General features: G+C 66.5%; 17 protein-coding genes. 14 read left to right on the forward strand and 3 right to left on the reverse strand.

The genetic code is table 11. The annotated features are described in order from the left end of the window. Positions 1-16: 16 nt before the first annotated feature. The 9 genes from ACSQ12_RS07180 (at position 17) to ACSQ12_RS07220 (ending at position 8,892) form a co-directional block, all read left to right on the forward strand. Entirely contained in the window at positions 17-691 is a 675-nt protein-coding gene (locus tag ACSQ12_RS07180; RefSeq protein WP_436064873.1) for a MarR family transcriptional regulator, read from the forward strand. Then, on the forward strand, positions 688-1,149 hold the full coding sequence (locus ACSQ12_RS07185; RefSeq protein WP_436064874.1) for a hypothetical protein: 462 nt from the start codon (positions 688-690) through the stop codon (positions 1,147-1,149). Before ACSQ12_RS07180 ends, ACSQ12_RS07185 begins: the two co-directional genes overlap by 4 nt. Positions 1,150-1,191: 42 nt before the next feature. Next, entirely contained in the window at positions 1,192-1,485 is a 294-nt protein-coding gene (locus ACSQ12_RS07190) for a YciI family protein (protein WP_436064875.1), read from the forward strand. Between the two features lie 47 nt (positions 1,486-1,532). Continuing rightward, entirely contained in the window at positions 1,533-2,699 is a 1,167-nt protein-coding gene (ispG, locus tag ACSQ12_RS07195) for a flavodoxin-dependent (E)-4-hydroxy-3-methylbut-2-enyl-diphosphate synthase (protein ID WP_011691265.1), read from the forward strand. Continuing rightward, positions 2,662-3,549 (forward strand): GNAT family N-acetyltransferase, encoded by an 888-nt coding sequence (locus ACSQ12_RS07200; RefSeq protein ID WP_436066954.1) that lies wholly within the window; start codon positions 2,662-2,664, stop codon positions 3,547-3,549. The genes ispG and ACSQ12_RS07200 overlap by 38 nt, the downstream gene beginning before the upstream one ends. 42 nt (positions 3,550-3,591) lie before the next feature. Then, complete coding sequence (locus ACSQ12_RS07205; RefSeq protein WP_436064876.1) at positions 3,592-4,341, forward strand: hypothetical protein; 750 nt, start codon at positions 3,592-3,594, stop codon at positions 4,339-4,341. 436 nt (positions 4,342-4,777) lie between these two features. After that, positions 4,778-6,589 (forward strand): proline--tRNA ligase, encoded by a 1,812-nt coding sequence (locus tag ACSQ12_RS07210; RefSeq protein WP_436064877.1) that lies wholly within the window; start codon positions 4,778-4,780, stop codon positions 6,587-6,589. Positions 6,590-6,606: 17 nt separating this feature from the next. Continuing rightward, on the forward strand, positions 6,607-7,401 hold the full coding sequence (locus ACSQ12_RS07215; RefSeq protein ID WP_209746240.1) for a sulfite exporter TauE/SafE family protein: 795 nt from the start codon (positions 6,607-6,609) through the stop codon (positions 7,399-7,401). 66 nt (positions 7,402-7,467) lie between these two features. Beyond that, positions 7,468-8,892: a pyridoxal phosphate-dependent decarboxylase family protein gene (locus ACSQ12_RS07220; protein ID WP_436064878.1), complete on the forward strand. Its 1,425-nt coding sequence runs from the start codon at positions 7,468-7,470 to the stop codon at positions 8,890-8,892. On the opposite strand, the gene ACSQ12_RS07225 is transcribed toward ACSQ12_RS07220, so the two are convergent. The 3 genes from ACSQ12_RS07225 to ACSQ12_RS07235 form a co-directional block, all read right to left on the reverse strand. Beyond that, positions 8,889-9,908: an aminoglycoside phosphotransferase family protein gene (locus ACSQ12_RS07225; RefSeq protein ID WP_436064879.1), complete on the reverse strand. Its 1,020-nt coding sequence runs from the start codon at positions 9,906-9,908 to the stop codon at positions 8,889-8,891. The genes ACSQ12_RS07220 and ACSQ12_RS07225 overlap by 4 nt on opposite strands. A 42-nt stretch (positions 9,909-9,950) precedes the next feature. After that, a complete protein-coding gene (locus ACSQ12_RS07230) occupies positions 9,951-10,682 on the reverse strand; it encodes a VIT1/CCC1 transporter family protein (protein WP_436064880.1) in 732 nt (243 codons plus the stop codon). A gap of 82 nt (positions 10,683-10,764) precedes the next feature. Then, on the reverse strand, positions 10,765-11,985 hold the full coding sequence (locus ACSQ12_RS07235) for a ferritin-like domain-containing protein (RefSeq protein WP_436064881.1): 1,221 nt from the start codon (positions 11,983-11,985) through the stop codon (positions 10,765-10,767). An 87-nt stretch (positions 11,986-12,072) separates the two neighbouring features. Here ACSQ12_RS07235 and rimP point away from each other — a divergent pair, with 87 nt between their 5' ends. The 5 genes from rimP (at position 12,073) to rbfA (ending at position 18,037) form a co-directional block, all read left to right on the forward strand. Further along, positions 12,073-12,690 carry a ribosome maturation factor RimP gene (rimP, locus tag ACSQ12_RS07240; RefSeq protein WP_209746230.1) on the forward strand — a complete coding sequence of 206 codons (618 nt, stop codon included), beginning with the start codon at positions 12,073-12,075 and terminating at the stop codon, positions 12,688-12,690. Then, positions 12,690-13,670, forward strand: coding sequence for a transcription termination factor NusA (gene nusA, locus ACSQ12_RS07245; protein WP_043480087.1), 981 nt, complete (start codon positions 12,690-12,692; stop codon positions 13,668-13,670). The genes rimP and nusA overlap by 1 nt, the downstream gene beginning before the upstream one ends. A gap of 216 nt (positions 13,671-13,886) precedes the next feature. After that, on the forward strand, positions 13,887-14,228 hold the full coding sequence (locus ACSQ12_RS07250; protein WP_200890971.1) for a YlxR family protein: 342 nt from the start codon (positions 13,887-13,889) through the stop codon (positions 14,226-14,228). 152 nt (positions 14,229-14,380) lie between these two features. Further along, a complete protein-coding gene (infB, locus tag ACSQ12_RS07255; RefSeq protein ID WP_436064882.1) occupies positions 14,381-17,287 on the forward strand; it encodes a translation initiation factor IF-2 in 2,907 nt (968 codons plus the stop codon). Positions 17,288-17,527: 240 nt separating this feature from the next. Next, positions 17,528-18,037: a 30S ribosome-binding factor RbfA gene (gene rbfA, locus ACSQ12_RS07260; protein WP_011691278.1), complete on the forward strand. Its 510-nt coding sequence runs from the start codon at positions 17,528-17,530 to the stop codon at positions 18,035-18,037. Positions 18,038-18,041 lie beyond the last annotated feature (4 nt).

Genomic DNA, 18,041 nt, shown 5'->3' on the forward strand with positions numbered 1-18,041 from the left:
CGATTATGGTTGCCGTATGTACGTGCTTACGATCGACCAGCGGGGCAGCACGGGGGACCGGGACCGAGTGCCCGGCCTTCTTACCGAGCTGCAGGCGATAACCACCGCAGGCAGGTTCGAACGCTCCGTCGGGGACGAAGTCCAGGGCGTCGTGGAAAAAACTGCGGAAGTCGTGGACATCGCGCTTCACTGCCTGCGCAGCGGCCAGTGGTACGTCGGAATCGGAGTGGGCGCCGTCGACCTTCCGTTGCCGGCCAGCCCGCGGGAAGGATCCGGGCCGGCATTCGTCGCCGCCCGGCTGGCCGTTGAGAAAGCCAAGTCCGCTGCCGCCCATGTCCCGTTGTCCGTGGTTTCCGGCGGATTCCGTCGCGGCGGAGTGGCCACGCCGGAGAGCGGGCCCGGCGTCAGGGCCTGCGCGAACGCCGAAGCTGTCCTGCGTCTCATTGGCCGGCTCGTGCAGGACCGCACGGAAGCCCAATGGAAAGTGGTGGACGTCCTCCGCGGGCTGCAGCAGGACGGGTCAGCCAGGCATGGCAGCCAGAAGCTCGCTGCCGCACAACTCGGAATCACCGAGCAGTCGGTGAGCCGTGCCGTCCTGAGGTCCGGCTGGCAGGAAGAATGGGCGGCGAGGCCTGCCGCTGAAATGCTCCTGGCTCTGGCCCATGACGCAGTGCTGGAAGGACACAGGTGAACGCTCTCTGGATTACGCTCGCCCTGCTCACCGCAGGTTTCGCCGGCTGGCCCGTCACGGCACTGGTGTTCCGGCTGGCCCGGACCATCGACGACAAAGCGGACGCGGCCAGGGCCGCCGTAGACCGGGCCGCCAGCGAATCCGCTGACGACCCCGCCGCCGATGTCACGGTAGACAATGTCACGGCGGACAAGGCTTCCGCCCAGCCGGCACCCACCACGCGGATACTCCGAGGCGGCGCCATTATCGGCGTCCTGGAAAGGCTGGCGGTGTGCCTGGCCATCCTGGCGGGCCAGCCCGTGGCCATCGCCTATGTGGTGGCCATCAAGGGCCTGGGACGCTTCGCCGAGCTGAAAGAGACTCCCGTTGCCGCAGAGAGGTTCATCATCGGCACGCTGGCCTCCATGCTGTGGGCCGCCGGGGTTGCGGCCCTCGCCAGGATCCTCTTCCTCGGCTGAACCGGATACATACTCGGGCGGGCATGGCGATAGGGTATCCATATGACTGTTTTTGCTGTTGAGTACGTATACGCCGCCGAGTCCACCGAAGCACGGAACGCCGCCCGCCCGGCACACCGCGAATGGACCGCCGGGCTTGCCCGTGAAGGCGCGCTCCTGGCCAGCGGACCCTACGGCGACGGCGCAGGCGCGTTGCTGATCTTCAAGGTCGCAGACGAAAATGCGCTGAACGGTATCCTCAAGCAGGATCCGTACGCCCCGGCCAACGTCATCGCGGGCACGCGCACCACGGAATGGAATCCGGTGATCGGCCTCCTGGCCGAGCACGCCGCCTAGCCGCCGGCACCACACACCATCGAATTTCGATCTAAAGAGGAGTCCACGTGACCTCGGTCAGCCTGGGAATGCCGTCAGCACCGCCCCCCGTCCTTGCCCCGCGCAGGAAGACCCGCCAGATTAAGGTGGGCTCGGTTGGGGTGGGCTCGGATTCGCCCATCAGCGTGCAGTCGATGACCACCACGCCCACCACGGACATCAACGCCACGCTGCAGCAGATAGCTGAGCTGACGGCCTCAGGCTGCGACATCGTGCGCGTGGCCTGCCCCTCCGCGGATGATGCTGAGGCCCTGCCGATCATCGCGCGGAAGTCCCAGATCCCCGTCATCGCGGACATCCATTTCCAGCCCAAGTACGTCTTCGCCGCCATCGAGGCCGGCTGTGCTGCGGTGCGCGTTAACCCCGGCAACATCCGTAAGTTTGATGACCAAGTCAAGGAGATCGCCCGCGCCGCCAAGGACCACGGCACCTCCATCCGGATCGGCGTCAATGCGGGATCCCTGGAGCCGGGCATCCTGAAGAAGTACGGCAAGGCAACTCCGGAGGCTCTGGTGGAGTCGGCAGTCTGGGAAGCATCGCTGTTCGAGGAGCACGGCTTCCACGACTTCAAGATCTCCGTCAAGCACAACGACCCCGTGATCATGGTCGCCGCGTACGAAATGCTGGCGGAAAAGGGCGACTGGCCCCTCCACCTCGGCGTTACCGAGGCCGGACCGGCCTTCCAGGGCACCATCAAATCCGCCACCGCCTTCGGCGCGCTCCTGTCCAGGGGCATCGGCGACACCATCCGCGTTTCCCTCTCGGCCCCGCCCGTCGAGGAAATCAAGGTCGGCAACCAGATCCTGCAGTCCCTCAACCTGCGTCCCCGCAAGCTCGAAATCGTCTCCTGCCCGTCCTGCGGCCGGGCCCAGGTGGACGTCTACACGCTGGCCGAACAGGTCACGGCCGGCCTGGAAGGCATGGAGATCCCGTTGCGCGTGGCCGTCATGGGTTGCGTCGTCAACGGACCCGGCGAGGCGCGCGAAGCCGACCTGGGCGTGGCCTCCGGCAACGGCAAGGGACAAATCTTTGTGAAGGGAGAGGTCATCAAGACTGTCCCCGAGAGCGAAATTGTTGAGACACTGATCGAAGAGGCCATGCGAATCGCTGAAGAGATGGGGGAGGCCGATGGCGAAGATGCTGTCAAGGGTAGCCCCGTGGTTAGCGTCTCGTAAAGAGACTGCCGGGCCCGGCATATCAATCCGGGTCCTGTCCGGGCCGGACACCGCCGAACTGCGGGAACTGGCCCGGGCAGACGTTGTGGCCAATGTGTTCATCCTGTCGCACCTGGCCGCGACAGGGACGGCCGCGCCCACCGTGGGCGGGGCCAGCATTTTTGGCGTGTTCGACGGCGACGCCCTGGTGGGAGCGTGCTGGGCCGGGGCAAACCTTGTTCCCGTCCAGCTGGACCCGGAACTCGCCGGGTTTGTCGCTGAGCAGGCGCAACGCTCCGGCCGCCGCTTCGCCTCCATCTTCGGCCCCGCCGACACCGTCCTGGCCATGTACGAGCAGCTGGAGCAACTCGGGCAGCAGGCGCACGAGGTCCGGGCGGACCAGCCCCTGATGACCATCTCCGGGCCGTCGGCGGTACAGGCCAACACGGGCCTGGGGATCGGCCAGCTCGCCGACTTCGACAGGATCCTTCCCGCCTGCGCCGCCATGTTCGAAGAAGAAGTCGGCTATTCGCCGTTCCTGGGCGGCCGGGAGTTCTACAGCAGGCGCGTGGAAGGCCTCATCCGGCAGGGTCATTCCCTCGTCCACCTCGACGAGGGCGGCCAGGTCATGTTCAAGGCCGAACTAGGCGCCGTCACTCCCGAGGTGACCCAGGTCCAAGGCGTCTGGATGAACCCTTCCTCCCGCGGACTGGGACTTAGCGCCGGCTACATGGCCGCCGTCGTCGCGTTGGCGCAGAAATTGGCGCCGGTCACCAGCCTGTACGTCAATGACTACAACGCCCGGGCGAGGGCAACATACGAACGTGTGGGCTTCCACCAGGTGGGCACGTTCGCTACAGTTCTGTTCTAGCTGGCCGCAACCGGCCGGCATTCGAACTTATTTGGGGGATAAATGAATACGTCCGTTATGCGCTTTTCGGGGGCATCCGCCTTGCTGGTGCTGGGGCTGTCCGCTTGCAGCGGACCCGCTAGTACCGCGGAGGCAGGCGCGGCCTCGGAAACTTCCGCCGCGACGGCTACGCCGAGCCCGAGTCCCACGGAAGACGCGTTCAAAATGCTGACGGCCGATGAGCTCGCGGCGATCACCGGAGCGGTGAAGGACTCGGAGAGCGTAGCCCTGTCCGTGATGCCCGCGGAGAAGGTCTCGCAGGCGCTCGATCAGATGATGTCCCTGATGACCGAAGTCCAGGTGGAGCCCGCCGAATGCAACTCCATCGCAACGGGCACGGCACTCAAGCCGGACAGCAACACCACCTTGGCGGTTGGCGCATCCACATCCTCAACTGCAGAGCTGACCCAGACGCTTTCCCTCCTCTCCGGCGTTGAAAAGGAAAAGCTGGACCAGACGCTTGCACAGCGCGGCAGCGAAATAGACGCCTGCCGCAACATCAGCATGGACATCGGCGGAATGTCCATGACAGCAGCCACCACCAGGCTTGACAGTGGCGCCGCCACTCCGGGTGCCATCGCCATGCAGACGGACGTCACGCTGCCCACGGGCGCCACCCAGAGCACTGTTATGACCTTTGCCGTCAAAGGTGGAGTCCTGATCTCCGCGCAGGCTTCAGGGTCGGGTGTTACCTCGTCCGACCTGACGTCAGCTGAAGCCCTGTTGGACCAGGCGGCGGCCCTCATTGACTAACCGGCCGCCCTCCGGGACGAACGCGGTAACGCGGAGTCAACTGCAGAAAACTGCGTGACGACTCTTGTAATGGTGCCGTGGATCACATAGGTTCTTCGTAGCCGCGCCGATGGGGTGCGTGCGGTCTCAGAGGGGAAATCAGCAGATGGCACTGGACGTTGACCTTCCCAGCAGGCACGCCTAGCGCTTCCTCCGGACTTATCGGTCCGACGGGCCGTAAGAGCCACGCCAAAACAGGATGACCAGCCGGTGACGGCCAGGGGCTTCCTTTAGTTCTGGCGTGGCTCTTCTCCGTCCGGCGCGGATTTCAGCCTCCGACGCCGGAGGCCCGCCGCCGGGAACCCGGCACCCGCCGCGCCACGGTAGATTAGTACCCAGACGAATTTGCCAAGCCCGTCATCAGAACAGGCACCTCCCAAGAAACGGATTCCTACCCGTGGTCCTTCGACTTTCCAAGCTGTTCCTGCGCACCCTGCGCGAAGATCCCGCCGACGCCGAAGTGGCGAGCCATCGGCTCCTGGTCCGTGCCGGGTATATCCGCAGGGCAGCGCCGGGCATCTACACCTGGCTGCCGCTGGGCCTGAGCGTGCTGCGCAAGGTGGAAAAGGTCATTCGCGAGGAAATGGCCGCCATCGGCGCACAGGAAGTGCACTTCCCGGCGCTCCTGCCCAAGGAGCCCTACGAGGCCACGAACCGCTGGACCGAGTACGGCGAGGGCATCTTCCGGCTCAAGGACCGCAAGGGCGGGGACTACCTCCTGGCTCCCACGCACGAGGAAATGTTCACCCTGCTGGTCAAGGACCTGTACTCCTCGTACAAGGACCTTCCGTTGAGCATCTACCAGATCCAGAACAAGTACCGCGACGAAGCCCGGCCCCGCGCGGGCCTGCTGCGCGGCCGCGAGTTCATCATGAAGGACTCCTACTCTTTCGACGTCGACGACGCCGGCCTGGACGCGAGCTACAACGCGCACCGCGCCGCCTACCTGAAGATCTTCGAACGCCTCGGCCTCGAGGTTATTCCGGTGGCTGCCACGGCGGGAGCCATGGGCGGCTCCCGGAGCGAGGAGTTCCTGCACCCCACCGAGATCGGCGAAGACACCTTCGTGCGGTCCGCCGGCGGCTACGCGGCCAACGTTGAAGCCGTCACCACTGTGGTCCCGGCTGAGATCGACTTCAGCAATGCGCCGGCAGCCGAGATCCGGGACACCCCGAACACCCCCACCATTGACACGCTCGTGGACGCGGCAAACCAGCTGGTTCCTCGCGACGAGCACGACGGCGGCGCATGGACGGCCGCTGACACGCTCAAGAACGTCGTCCTCGCCGTCACCCTGCCCACGGGCGAGCGCCAGATCGTTGTCATCGGCGTCCCCGGTGACCGCGGCGTCGACCTGAAGCGGGTGGAGGCCAACATCGGCGCTTACCTGCCGGTCGCCGGCGAGATCACCGTGGAAGCAGCCGGCGAGGAAGACCTCGCCCGCAACCCCCTGATCGTCCGTGGATACCTCGGCCCGGGCATGTCCCTCGGCACGCCCCTCCTCGGCCTGGAGGGTGCCGCCAAGCTGCTGTACCTGGTGGATCCCCGCGTCGTCAACGGCACCGCCTGGGTGACCGGAGCCAACATGGCCGGCAAGCACGTCTTCGGCCTCGTGGCCGGCCGCGACTTCGGCTGGGACGGCGTGATCGAGTGCACGGAAGTGCGCGCCGGTGATGAAGCCCCGGACGGTTCCGGACCGCTGGAAACCGCACGCGGCATTGAGATGGGCCACATCTTCCAGCTCGGCCGCAAGTACGCCGAAGCCCTTGAACTGAAGGTCCTGGACCAGAACGGCAAGCAGGTGGTGGTCACCATGGGTTCCTACGGTGTCGGCGTCACCCGTGCCGTCGCCGCCTTGGCCGAGTCCAACCACGACGCCAAGGGCCTGGTCTGGCCCCGTGCAGTGGCTCCTGCCGATGTCCACGTTGTGGCTGTGGGCCGGGGCGAGGAAATCTTCGCCGCCGCCGAGCAGTTGTCACTGGAGCTCGAGGCCGCCGGCCTTGAGGTCATCTACGACGACCGTCCCAAGGTGTCCCCGGGCGTCAAGTTCGGCGATGCGGAACTCATTGGCGTGCCCACCATCCTGGCCGTTGGCCGCGGGCTGGTGGACGGCGTCGTGGAGATCAAGGACCGCCGCAGCGGTGAAGCAGAGAACGTGGCCGTTGAGAAGGCTGTTGACTACGTGGTCAACGCCGTCCGCAGCAAGTAACCCTCACGGCTGACGGAGTGATCTCGGGATTCGAATCTCTGGAGCCCGCCACGCTGATCCTGATCATCGTGGCGGGCTTCGCTGCAGGATGGATTGATGCCGTGGTGGGCGGCGGCGGGCTCATCCAGCTCCCGGCGTTGCTGCTGGTGCCGGGGATCAGTCCTGTCCAGGCCCTTGCCACTAACAAGATGGGCTCGATCTTCGGGACCACCACCAGCGCGGTGACGTACTACCGCCGGGTCCGGCCCGACCTGCGTACGGCCATCCCCATGGCCGTCATCGCGCTGGCCGGGAGCTTCGGCGGTGCCGTCCTGGCCGCCACCCTGCCGGCGAGTGTTTTCAAGCCCATCATCGTGGCGGCGTTGGTCGCCGTCGCGCTGTTCACGGCGTTCAAACCCAATGTCGGCGACCTGACCTCGCTCCGCCACGACGGCAGGACTCACTACGTGGTGGCCTGCCTCATAGGGGCGGCCATCGGTTTCTACGACGGCCTGATTGGGCCCGGTACAGGATCTTTCCTGATCATCGCCCTGGTTTCCGCGATGGGTTACGCCTTTCTGGAAGCCAGCGCCAAGGCAAAAATCGTGAACATGGCCACCAACGCCGGCGCCCTGATTTTCTTCCTGCCGCACGGCTCCTTGTTGTGGGGTGTGGGCCTCGTGCTGGGGCTCGCCAACATGGCAGGCGGCTACCTCGGGGCGCGGACCGCGGTGAAGCAGGGCAGCACCTTCATCCGCAACGTTTTCCTCGCCGTCGTCGGCGCCCTGATCCTCAAGCTGGGCTTCGACATCTGGCAGGACAACTTCGCCTAGGCATGTGAGCCGAAGCCGGGAGGAAAGCCCCTCCCTGCGCGGGGGGAGCGGGCGTACCATGCTCCTATGTCAACAGGGGACGAACCCTTCCGGGACGCCTTGGACGCCGCGGCCCGGCATGCCCGTGAATGGCTGGAAAGCCAGCCCACCCGCCGTGTGGGGCCGCGGGCCACGGCGGGGGATCTGGAAGCCGTCTTCGGCGGCCCGATGCCGGAGAACGGCCTGCCGGCGGGTGACGTGATCGATTATCTTGCTGCCAAGGCGGAACCCGGCCTCATGGCCATGCCCTCGGGCCGCTTCTTCGGCTGGGTCATCGGCGGCACCCTGCCCGCCGCCATGGCGGCAGACTGGCTGGTCAGTGCCTGGGACCAGAATTCGTTCCTCCGCGCTGCCACGCCGGCCACCGCGGTCATCGAGGCGGCCGCCGGGCATTGGTTCCTCGACCTGCTGGGCTTGCCCGAAACGGCCGACGTCGGTTTCGTCACCGGTGCAACGATGGCCAACTTCGCCGGCCTTTCTGCAGCACGCTGGCGCGTCCTGGAGAAAGCCGGCTGGGACGTCAACGCCGCCGGGCTTGCCGGTGCCCCTGCTGTCAGCTGCCTGGTGGGGCAGGAACGCCATGATTCGATCGATCTCGCGCTGCGGTATCTGGGCATGGGACACCCCGTCGCGGTGCCTTCGGACCGCCAAGGCCGCATTGATCCGGCGGAGCTGGACTGCGCCCTGGACCGTGCCCTGGTCAAAGCATCCGGGGATGCGGGGGGAGCGGCTCCTGCACCGCCGATTGTCTGCCTGCAGGCCGGAAACGTGCATTCCGGTGCGTTCGATCCGTTTCTCGAGGCGATCACCGTGGCGAAGGCACACGGCGCATGGGTGCATGTTGATGGTGCCTTCGGGCTTTGGGCTGCCGCGGTGCCTGAGCTCGCCGCCCTCACCGCCGGGCTGCACCTGGCTGACTCGTGGGCCACCGATGCGCACAAGACACTCAACGTGCCCTATGACTGCGGCATCGTGGCCGTGCGGGACACGGAGGCGCTGGAGGCGGCGTTGAGCGTCAACCCCAGCTATATGATTCGCGATGCCGGTGCCTCGCCGGACCCCTTCCAGACCGTCCCGGAACTTTCCCGCCGCGCGCGCGGCGTCCCTGTCTGGGCGGCGCTGAAGTTCCTCGGCCGGAACGGTGTTGCTGGACAGGTGCGCAACCTCGTCAGCCGGGCCTCGCAGCTGGCGCAGCAGCTGTCGGCGCTGGACGGTGTCGAAGTGCTCAACGACGTCGCCTACACGCAGGTCTCGCTGGCCTTTGGCGATGACGCCACCACGCGGGCGGTGACGGCCCGGATCATCGCGGACGGCCTCGTATGGATGTCCGGTTCCCGCTGGCGGGGGCGGGATGTCCTGCGTATTTCGGTGAGCAACTGGACAACCGACGACGCCGATGTCGAATCGGCGGTCGAGGCGGTGCGGAAGGCCCTGGCAGCAGTCCGGGGCTAAGGCGAAGCCTGTCCGGGTGCTGCTTCCCCCGGTGCCGGGAGGTCATGGGCCGCGGGCAGTCCGTCAAGGGTTCGTCCCGCGAGCGTGCTCGCCACCCAGAGGGACCGCGCAAGGTCGCCGTCGTGGTGGGGGCGCGAGGCATACCCGAGCGCGTTTTCCACTTCACGGGCGAGGCTCCATTGCCGGGCCACCTCGGCATCAAGCCCTGCGGCGGCGCTGAACTCACGGCACCTGTCCAGCAATCCCTGGCCGGGGTTGCTGCGGGGGAGGTCGCGGATGCGGTTCCAGAGGAGCGGGGCCACGGAGAACTCGGCTTCACCGATCATCGGCTGCGGGTCTATGGCGGCAAAACCGCCCTGCGGCCGGGCCAGGATGTTCAGGAAGTGGAAGTCCGTGTTGACCAGCACATCGGTCCCGGCGCGGCGGCCCACTGCTCCGCGCGTCTGGCAAACCTCGAGGGCGGCCTCCAGAAGCCAGCGGGGAAAGGGCCTGCCGAGCTGCTCCCAGTCCGCTGGAAGATCATCGCTCCACTGTTCTGCGCGGGCGGCCACATGGTGGAATTCCTGCCACTCCGGGCGCTGGTCCGGCGTGAGGCTCAACTGCCGGGTCAGGCCGCCCCACACTTCCACGGCCGTTTCCATCGGAACCTGCTGGAGGGAGCAGCCGGCGTCCAGCCTCTCCAACAGCATGGAACAGGTGCCGGCGTCGGACTCCAGGAGCCGCACCGCACCGTGGCCGTCCCAGAGCCGGAGGGCGAAACGCTCAACCCGGGCTTCGTCGTGCGGGTAGGCAACCTTCAGGACGGCCGGGACGCCCTGGCGGGTGACCGGGACAACCACGCCGCCGTGGCCGTTCCAGGGCAACTGGCCCGGTTCGAGGTCCACCTCAAGGTCCCACCGCTCCAGGCGTCCGCAGATCAGTCCCTGGAGCGAACCCAGCCAGGCACGTCCGCCGCTGGTCCGGCTGTAGCGGCGGCTAAGGTCAGGCGGGATCGGGACATCTGCGGGCGGTTTCATCGGATCCAGCGTAACTGCTGGACCGGGGCCGGCACGCCGGGATCAGGCCACCACGCCGCTGGCGCCGAGCAGGGTGCCGATGCCGAAGGTCGCGATAAGCGCCAGGGCGCCGCCCACCACCACCCGGACGGCGGCCTTCATTTTTGAGCCTCCGCCGATCCAGGCCCCCAGGGCACCGGTTGCCGCCAGGGCCACCAGCACGGCCGCGAAGGTCAGCGGGACGCGGATGTTTTCCGGGGGCAGCAGGATTGCCAGCATGGGCAGGACGGCTCCGACCAGGAAGGCTATCGCTGACGCGAAGGCGGCATGCCACGGGCTGACGATGTCGGTTTCGTCGATGTGCAATTCGGCGGAAAGATGGGCGGCCAGGGCATCGTGGGCGGTGAGTTCCTTGGCCACAGTGCGGGCGGTGGCGGGACTGAGGCCCTTGCCCTGGTAGATGGCGGTGAGCTCCTCGAGCTCTTCTTCCGGCTGTTCGGCCAGCTCGCGCTTTTCCTTCTCGATGAGGGCCTGCTGGCTGTCCTTCTGGCTGCTGACGGACACATATTCGCCCAGTGCCATGGAGATGGCACCGCCCACCACGCCGGCCGTACCGGCGATGAGGATGGGGCCGGAATCTGTGGTGACACCTGCAACGCCGACCACGATCGCGGCGACGGAAACGATGCCGTCGTTGGCCCCGAGCACGCCGGCGCGCAGCCAGTTGAGCCGGTGAGCAATGTCATTGTGGTGCGGTTCGTTCTCATGCTGCGTTGCTACTCGGGCGCTGTCCATGCCTATAGCAAAGCACTGGTGTCCGTGGCTTGCCAGTAATACGTGGCTAAGGAAGGTAAGGCACGCTTTGGCTCGGGGTCCATTAGCCGGCGTCCGACGGCGCCGGCGACGCAGGCGGCGCCGTGGATTCCGGGGCCGGGCTGTCAGGGGTGAGTTCGGGAAGCTGTGCGGTGTCCACCACGATGCCCGGCAGGGGGCCGGAGTCGGTGCCCCATTTCGCGGCACGGTTGGCGGCGGCCAGCAAACCTGCAATGGCCCATTGCCGGGTGCTGCCGTCGCTCAAGGCCACCAGGTCCCCGTATACCGGAAGGGTGCCTGCTTCGAGGCTGCCCAGGCCGGCTGCCGGCGCTTCGAGGAACAACGGGCCAAGGGTGTAGCCGGCCTCCCGCGGGGGAATATCCACGCACTGTGCCCGGCTCAGGGCCTCCGCTTCAGCCAGCACCGATTCATGCCGGGCCAGGAGCTCTGACGCCGAGCCGGCTGCGCCGCCCTCGAGGCGGGCAAGGGCTACCTGATAGCCGTAGACCGTCTCAGCCTCGGTCTTAACAGTCATCGCCAGGGCAGCGGCCGGTGTCGCCGAGCCTGCGGCCGGGGCGGACGCGGCCGGGGCGGGCGGGCATGAACTTCCGCCGGCGGCCGGCGAGGCAGCAGGCAGGGATGCGGCTGACGGCGACGCAGCCGGCGCCGCTGCAGGTGCCGGCGGCGGCGCTGGAAGTGCGGGCAGTTCCGGGGCCGTTGCCCCCACCGCCGGCGCCAGCGAGGACGCCTGAAGAAGCTGGGCGGTGCCGACGGCGGCGAGCAGCCGCGCCATCCCGCCGTCGGACGCTACCGCGTCCTTGAGGCGCCGGCTGCCGCTGGCCGATACCGCGGCCACCAGCCCGGCGGGGGAGTCCGCCACAGCGGGCTCTCCGGACACGGTTGCGGAGGTGGAGGGTACACCTGATGCTGTGCCGGATGCGGCGGCTGTGGCCGAGGGCGACTGCTTCTGGTCGGGACCGGACAGTGCCCTCGCCTGGGTTGTCAGCAAAGTCACAGTGCGCAGCAGCGCCTGGCGCTCGGCGCCGGAAACGGAATCGGCAAGGTGGCTGCCGGCCGTGCGCAGGCGCATCGTGTCTGCGAGGGCTGCGGCCCGTGCCTGCTCGGAAAAGGAAGGCTCCGGCGGCTCCGGAGGCTGCCCCGGTGTCAGCGCCAGCCCCAGGCTAATGACCAGCACCGCCAATGACGCCAGGATGCCGTACCGGAAATAGCGGCCCGGCCGGCGTTTTTCCTTGGTGTCGTCTTTCACAACAGACCATGTTGTCATGCCCGGCAGCAAGCGAGTGCACCATGGCGCCCATAAAATCGCTACGCTAGTACACACAACATCATCTAGCGGGAGGCGGCCGGCATCGTGAGTAATGCAGAAGCCACGACTTCATCAGACCGGACCGGTACGGGCAAGGCTGAGGCCGAATCCGTGCATAACCCGGAGGCCGAGCGCGTCCGGGCATTGCTGGAACCCTCGGTCCAGGCACACCGGCTGTATCTGGAGGACGTGTCCATTCACGTCGCCGGTGCCAACCGGGTGGTCCACGTAGTGGTGGACCTGCCGCAGGAAGAAACCGGCGGGGTAAGCCTTGACGTTATTGCTGAGATCTCCAAGGAGCTCTCCGGCATCCTGGACGGCGATCCCAGCTACGACAGCCGCCCGTACGACCTCGAGGTTTCCTCTCCCGGCGTCGGACGTCCCCTGACTGAGCCGCGCCACTGGCACCGTGCCCGCGGCCGCATGGTCAAGGTAAATGTCATCCAGGGTGAGAACCTCACCGGCAGGATCCAGTCCGTTGACGACGACGGCGTGACCCTGATTCCGGAGATCGCGGCCAAAAAGGGTATGAAACCCAAGCAGGGCGAGCCCGAGAAGATTCCTTTCGACAGGATCCGCAATGGAAAAGTCGAGATAGAGTTCAGCCACCTCGATGAGGTCGGTCTGGAAGATGAAAACAATGGACCTTCTGAGGAGGCCTGATGGATATTGACATGAGCGCACTGAGACTTCTGGAGCGTGAGCGTGAAATCCCGCTGGACCTCCTGATCCCGACCATCGAGCAGGCACTGCTGGTGGCCTACCACAAGTCTCCGGGAGCCTTCGAAAAGGCCCGCGCAGAGCTGGACCGCAAGAGCGGCCACGTGACCATCTGGGCCACTGAAATTGACGACGACGGCGCCCCCATCGGCGAGTTCGAAGACACCCCGGCCGGGTTCGGCCGTATCGCTGCCAGCACGGCACGGCAGATCATCCTGCAGCGCCTGCGCGACGCTGAGGACGACAACGTCCTGGGCCAGTTCAAGGGCCGCGAGGGCGAACTGGTTGCGGGCACCATCCAGCAGGGCAACAACCCGCACATGATTCAGGTGAACCTTGGAACGGTTGAGGCGCTGCTTCCCCCGCCCGAACAGGTCCCCGGCGAGAAGTACATCCACGGCAACCGGCTCCGCGCCTTCGTGATCGACGTGCACCGCGGCACCAAGGGCCCGTCCATTACGCTGTCCCGCTCGCACCCCGGCCTGGTCCGGAAGCTCTTCGAACTGGAAGTTCCGGAGATCGCCGACCGTTCGGTGGAGATCGTGGCGCTGGCCCGCGAAGCCGGGCACCGCACCAAGATCGCCGTCAAGGCCAACATCCCCGGCATCAATGCCAAGGGTGCCTGCATTGGTGAGATGGGTTCACGCGTCCGGGCCGTCATGACCGAGCTCAACGACGAAAAGATCGACATTGTCGATTTCAGCGAGGACCCGGCGACCTTCATCGCCAGCGCCTTGTCGCCGTCGAGGGTGAATTCCGTCACCATCACGGATGAGGCAACGCGCTCCGCCCGTGTCGTCGTCCCGGACTACCAGCTGTCGCTGGCCATCGGCAAGGAGGGCCAAAACGCCCGCCTGGCCGCCAAGCTCACGGGCTGGCGGATTGACATCGTCTCCGACGCGGCGGTTCCGCGCGAAAACTAGGCCGCCTTGGCGGACGGCCCCTCGGATTGTCCCGCCCCGTTTCGACCCGTCGTTTCGGGGCCGGGGCACCTGAGGGGCTAGAATAGACATTGACCGTGCCTGATGGCCGGTATTCGTGCGCCTTGAGCGTGCCCGCATAATCGGCGTTCGTTACGAACGCGGAACGTGCAGGCGGGTTCGGGGCAGCAGATTTGTAGGGGCAGGAAGATACTCACCGTGGCGCTAGTGCAACACCTTGAGGATCAGCCGCAACGCACCTGCATCGGATGCCGGAAGAAGGGCCCGCGGTCTGAGTTACTCCGGCTCGTCGCCGAAGGCAACGGTTCCACCGTTGTCGTCGTTGACGAACGACGCCGGATGGCTGGCCGGGGTGCATGGCTGCACCCCAGCGAAACGTGCCTGGCGCTGGCAATCAAGCGGCGTGCGTTCGGACGTGCCCTCCCGGGCACCACCGGAACTGCCGCAGTCGAACGCCGGATAACGGCAGGCACGCAAGCCGTGGACACTCCGGTGGCCGCAGCAACAACCGTCCAACCTGAAAGCGGGTCAGAAAACTGATGGAAACCCGATGAGTTCCCAGCGATGAGTGCGCAACGATGACAACTTTGTTGCGCTCTGCAATGGGCCTTTCAGCTGCTATCGCGGCGAAGGTCCGCAGTAAGAAGTAGACGGTTCGTGCCTGGCTCGGTGCGGACCGAGACAGGAGAAATGTGGCCAAGGTCCGCGTACATGAGCTTGCTAAAGAGCTCGGTATTACTTCCAAAGATGCAGTAACCAAACTGCAGGAACTGGGCGAATTCGTTCGCTCTGCCTCTTCCACCATTGAGGCCCCCGTTGTGAGGAAACTCCGCAACGCCTACCCCGCCGCCGGCGCTTCGAAGTCCGAAGCTCCCGCAGCAGCGCCCAAGGCGCCCGCCAGCCCCTCGGCTTCCCGTCCGGCCCCCGCGCCGGGCCCGGCAGCTCCCAAGGCTCCGGAACCCAAGGCTGAAGCTCCGGCAGCGGCCCCCGCACCGTCGGCGCCTGCTCCCGCAGCAGCACCGGCTCCCGCGGCCCCCGCTGCGGCAGCAGCTGCTCCGGCGGCTCCGGCCGCACCGTCCAGCGGTGCAAAGCCCGGCGCACGCCCGGCACCGAAGGCTGAAGCTCCGGCTGCCCCCTCCCGCTCCGGCGGACAGGGCGGTTCGGCACCCCGACCGGGCGGTCCCCGCCCCGGCAATAACCCCTTCGCCACGTCCCAGGGCATGCCCCGGGGCCGCGGCGGCGACAACGAACGTCCCCCGCGTCCGGGTAACAACCCGTTCGCTCCTTCCCAGGGCATGCCCCGTCCGGGCGGAAGCCGCACCGAAGGCGAACGCCCCGGCGGCCCGCGTCCCGCGGCCGGCGCCGGCGGTCCCCGTCCGGGCGCTCCGCGTCCCGGCGGCACCCAGGGTGCACGTCCCGGCGCTCCGCGTCCGGCCGGTGCTCCCGGTGCACGCCCCGGAGCAGGCGGCGGAAACCGTCCTACTCCGGGCATGATGCCTAACCGCACCGAACGTCCCGCACCCGCTGGTGCAGGCCGTCCCGGCGGCGGAGGCCGCGGTCCCGGACGCCCCGGTGGCGCACCGGGTACCGGCGGCGCTCCCGGCGCCGGCGGCGGTGCTCCGGCCGGCGGTGGCTTCGGCAAGGGTGGCCGCGGTCGCGGTGGCACCCAGGGTGCCTTTGGTAAGGGCGGCGCAGGCCGTGGCAAGCAGCGCAAGTCGAAGCGTGCCAAGCGCCAGGAACTCGAGCAGATGAGTGCTCCGTCGCTGGGCGGCGTCAGTGTGCCCCGCGGCGACGGCAACACCGTAGTCCGGCTCCGCCGCGGCTCGTCCATCACGGACTTTGCCGACAAGATCGAGGCGAACCCCGCTGCACTGGTGACCGTGCTCTTCCACCTCGGCGAAATGGCCACGGCCACGCAGTCGCTGGATGAAGAGACCTTCGCACTGCTCGGCGAGGAGCTTGGCTACAAGCTCCAGGTCGTGTCGCCGGAGGACGAGGAGCGCGAGCTGCTCTCCGGCTTCGACATCGACTTCGACGCCGAGCTGGAGGCCGAAGGCGACGAGGAACTCGAGGCACGTCCTCCTGTTGTCACCGTCATGGGTCACGTTGACCACGGTAAGACCCGCCTGCTGGATGCCATCCGTAACTCCGACGTCGTCGCGGGTGAACACGGCGGCATCACGCAGCACATCGGTGCTTACCAGATCACCACAGCGCACGAGGGTGTCGACCGCAAGATCACCTTCATCGATACTCCGGGCCACGAGGCGTTCACCGCCATGCGTGCCCGTGGTGCGAAGGTCACCGACATCGCCATCCTGGTGGTCGCAGCGGACGACGGCGTTATGCCGCAGACCGTTGAAGCCCTCAACCACGCGCAGGCCGCCAACGTGCCGATCGTCGTGGCCGTGAACAAGATCGACAAGGAAGGCGCCAACCCGGACAAGGTCCGCGGCCAGCTGACCGAGTACGGACTCGTTCCGGAAGAATACGGTGGCGACACCATGTTCGTGGAGGTCTCTGCACGCCAGAACCTCAACATCGACGAGCTGCTCGAGGCCGTCCTGCTCACCGCAGACGCAGCCCTGGACATGCGCGCCAACCCGAACAAGGACGCCCGCGGTATCGCGATCGAAGCCAACCTGGACAAGGGCCGCGGTGCGGTTGCCACCGTCCTGGTTCAGTCCGGTACGCTGCACGTCGGCGACACCATCGTGGCAGGCACGGCCCACGGCCGCGTCCGTGCGATGTTCGACGACGACGGCAGCGTCCTGACCGAGGCCGGCCCGTCCCGCCCCGTGCAGGTGCTGGGTCTGTCCAACGTCCCGCGCGCCGGCGACACCTTCTTTGTGACCGCTGACGAGCGCACCGCCCGCCAGATCGCCGAGAAGCGTGAAGCAGCGGACCGCAACGCCGCCCTGGCCAAGCGCCGCAAGCGCATTAGCCTGGAAGACTTCGACCAGGCCGTCGCCGAAGGCAAGATCGACACCCTCAACCTCATCCTCAAGGGTGACGTGTCCGGTGCCGTGGAAGCCCTCGAAGACGCGCTGCTCAAGATCGACGTCGGCGAAGGTGTCCAGCTCCGCGTTATCCACCGCGGTGTCGGTGCGATCACGCAGAACGACGTCAACCTGGCAACGGTCGACAGCGCCGTCATCATCGGCTTCAACGTCAAGCCCGCCGAGCGTGTTGCCGAACTGGCAGACCGCGAAGGCGTGGACATGCGCTTCTACTCCGTCATCTACGCAGCAATCGATGACATTGAGATGGCCCTCAAGGGCATGCTCAAGCCGGAGTACGAAGAAGTCCAGCTTGGCACCGCCGAGGTCCGCGAAGTGTTCCGTTCCTCCAAGTTCGGCAACATCGCCGGTTCCATCGTTCGCTCGGGTGTTATCCGACGCAACACGAAGGCCCGCATCAGCCGCGACGGCAAGATCATCGGTGACAACCTCACCGTTGAGACGCTCAAGCGCTTCAAGGACGACGCCACCGAGGTCCGCACGGACTTCGAGTGTGGTATCGGTCTTGGCTCGTACAACGACATCAACGAGGGTGACATCATCGAGACCTTCGAGATGCGCGAGAAGCCGCGCGTCTAAGGCAGGGTAAGCACTATTGCGGGGAGCCTCCGAGTTTTGGGGGCGCCCCGCCCCTACGCTGGGCGGCACTGGATCTGCGATCCTGTGCCGCCCAGCTCCGGTAGGCCCGATGCCACTCCCGGGCGCCCCCAAAACTCTCCGGCATCGTCATAGACTCACCTCAGGTGCGTGGCAGCGAACTCAGCCCAAGAAGCTAAGCCGCCACTGCGCCGTCGTACATCCAAATATTTAGGAGTGGAAATGGCTGATCCGGCACGCGCTGCCAAGTTGGCGCAGCGGATTAAGGTTGTTGTTGCAGAGGCTTTGGGCCGGAAGGTCAAGGATCCGCGGCTTGAAGGTATTACTGTTACCGACGCCCGCGTGACCAATGACCTGCAGCACGCCACGATCTACTACACCGTGTTCGGGGACCAGGTGGTTCAGGCGGATGCTGCCAAGGGCCTGGAGAAAGCCAAGGGCGTTCTCCGCCAGGAAGTCGGCCGCAACATTACTGTCCGGCTGACTCCCACCCTCGAGTTCGTGGCCGACCAGATTCCGGTCAACGCCTCCAACCTTGAAGAACTGCTCCGCGCCGCCAAGAAGCGTGACGCTGAAGTGGCCGCCCTGGCTGCAGGCGCCAAGCACGCCGGCGATGCCGATCCGTACAAGAGCGACATTCCCGAGGACGTGGAAATCGACGAGGATGACTTCGACGAAGAGGATGAAGACCTCATCGACGACGAAGAACTCGACGAAGACGGCAACAAGTAGGCCG

This window comes from Arthrobacter sp. LjRoot14 (assembly GCF_964253905.1).
Classification (GTDB): Bacteria; Actinomycetota; Actinomycetes; order Actinomycetales; family Micrococcaceae; genus Arthrobacter.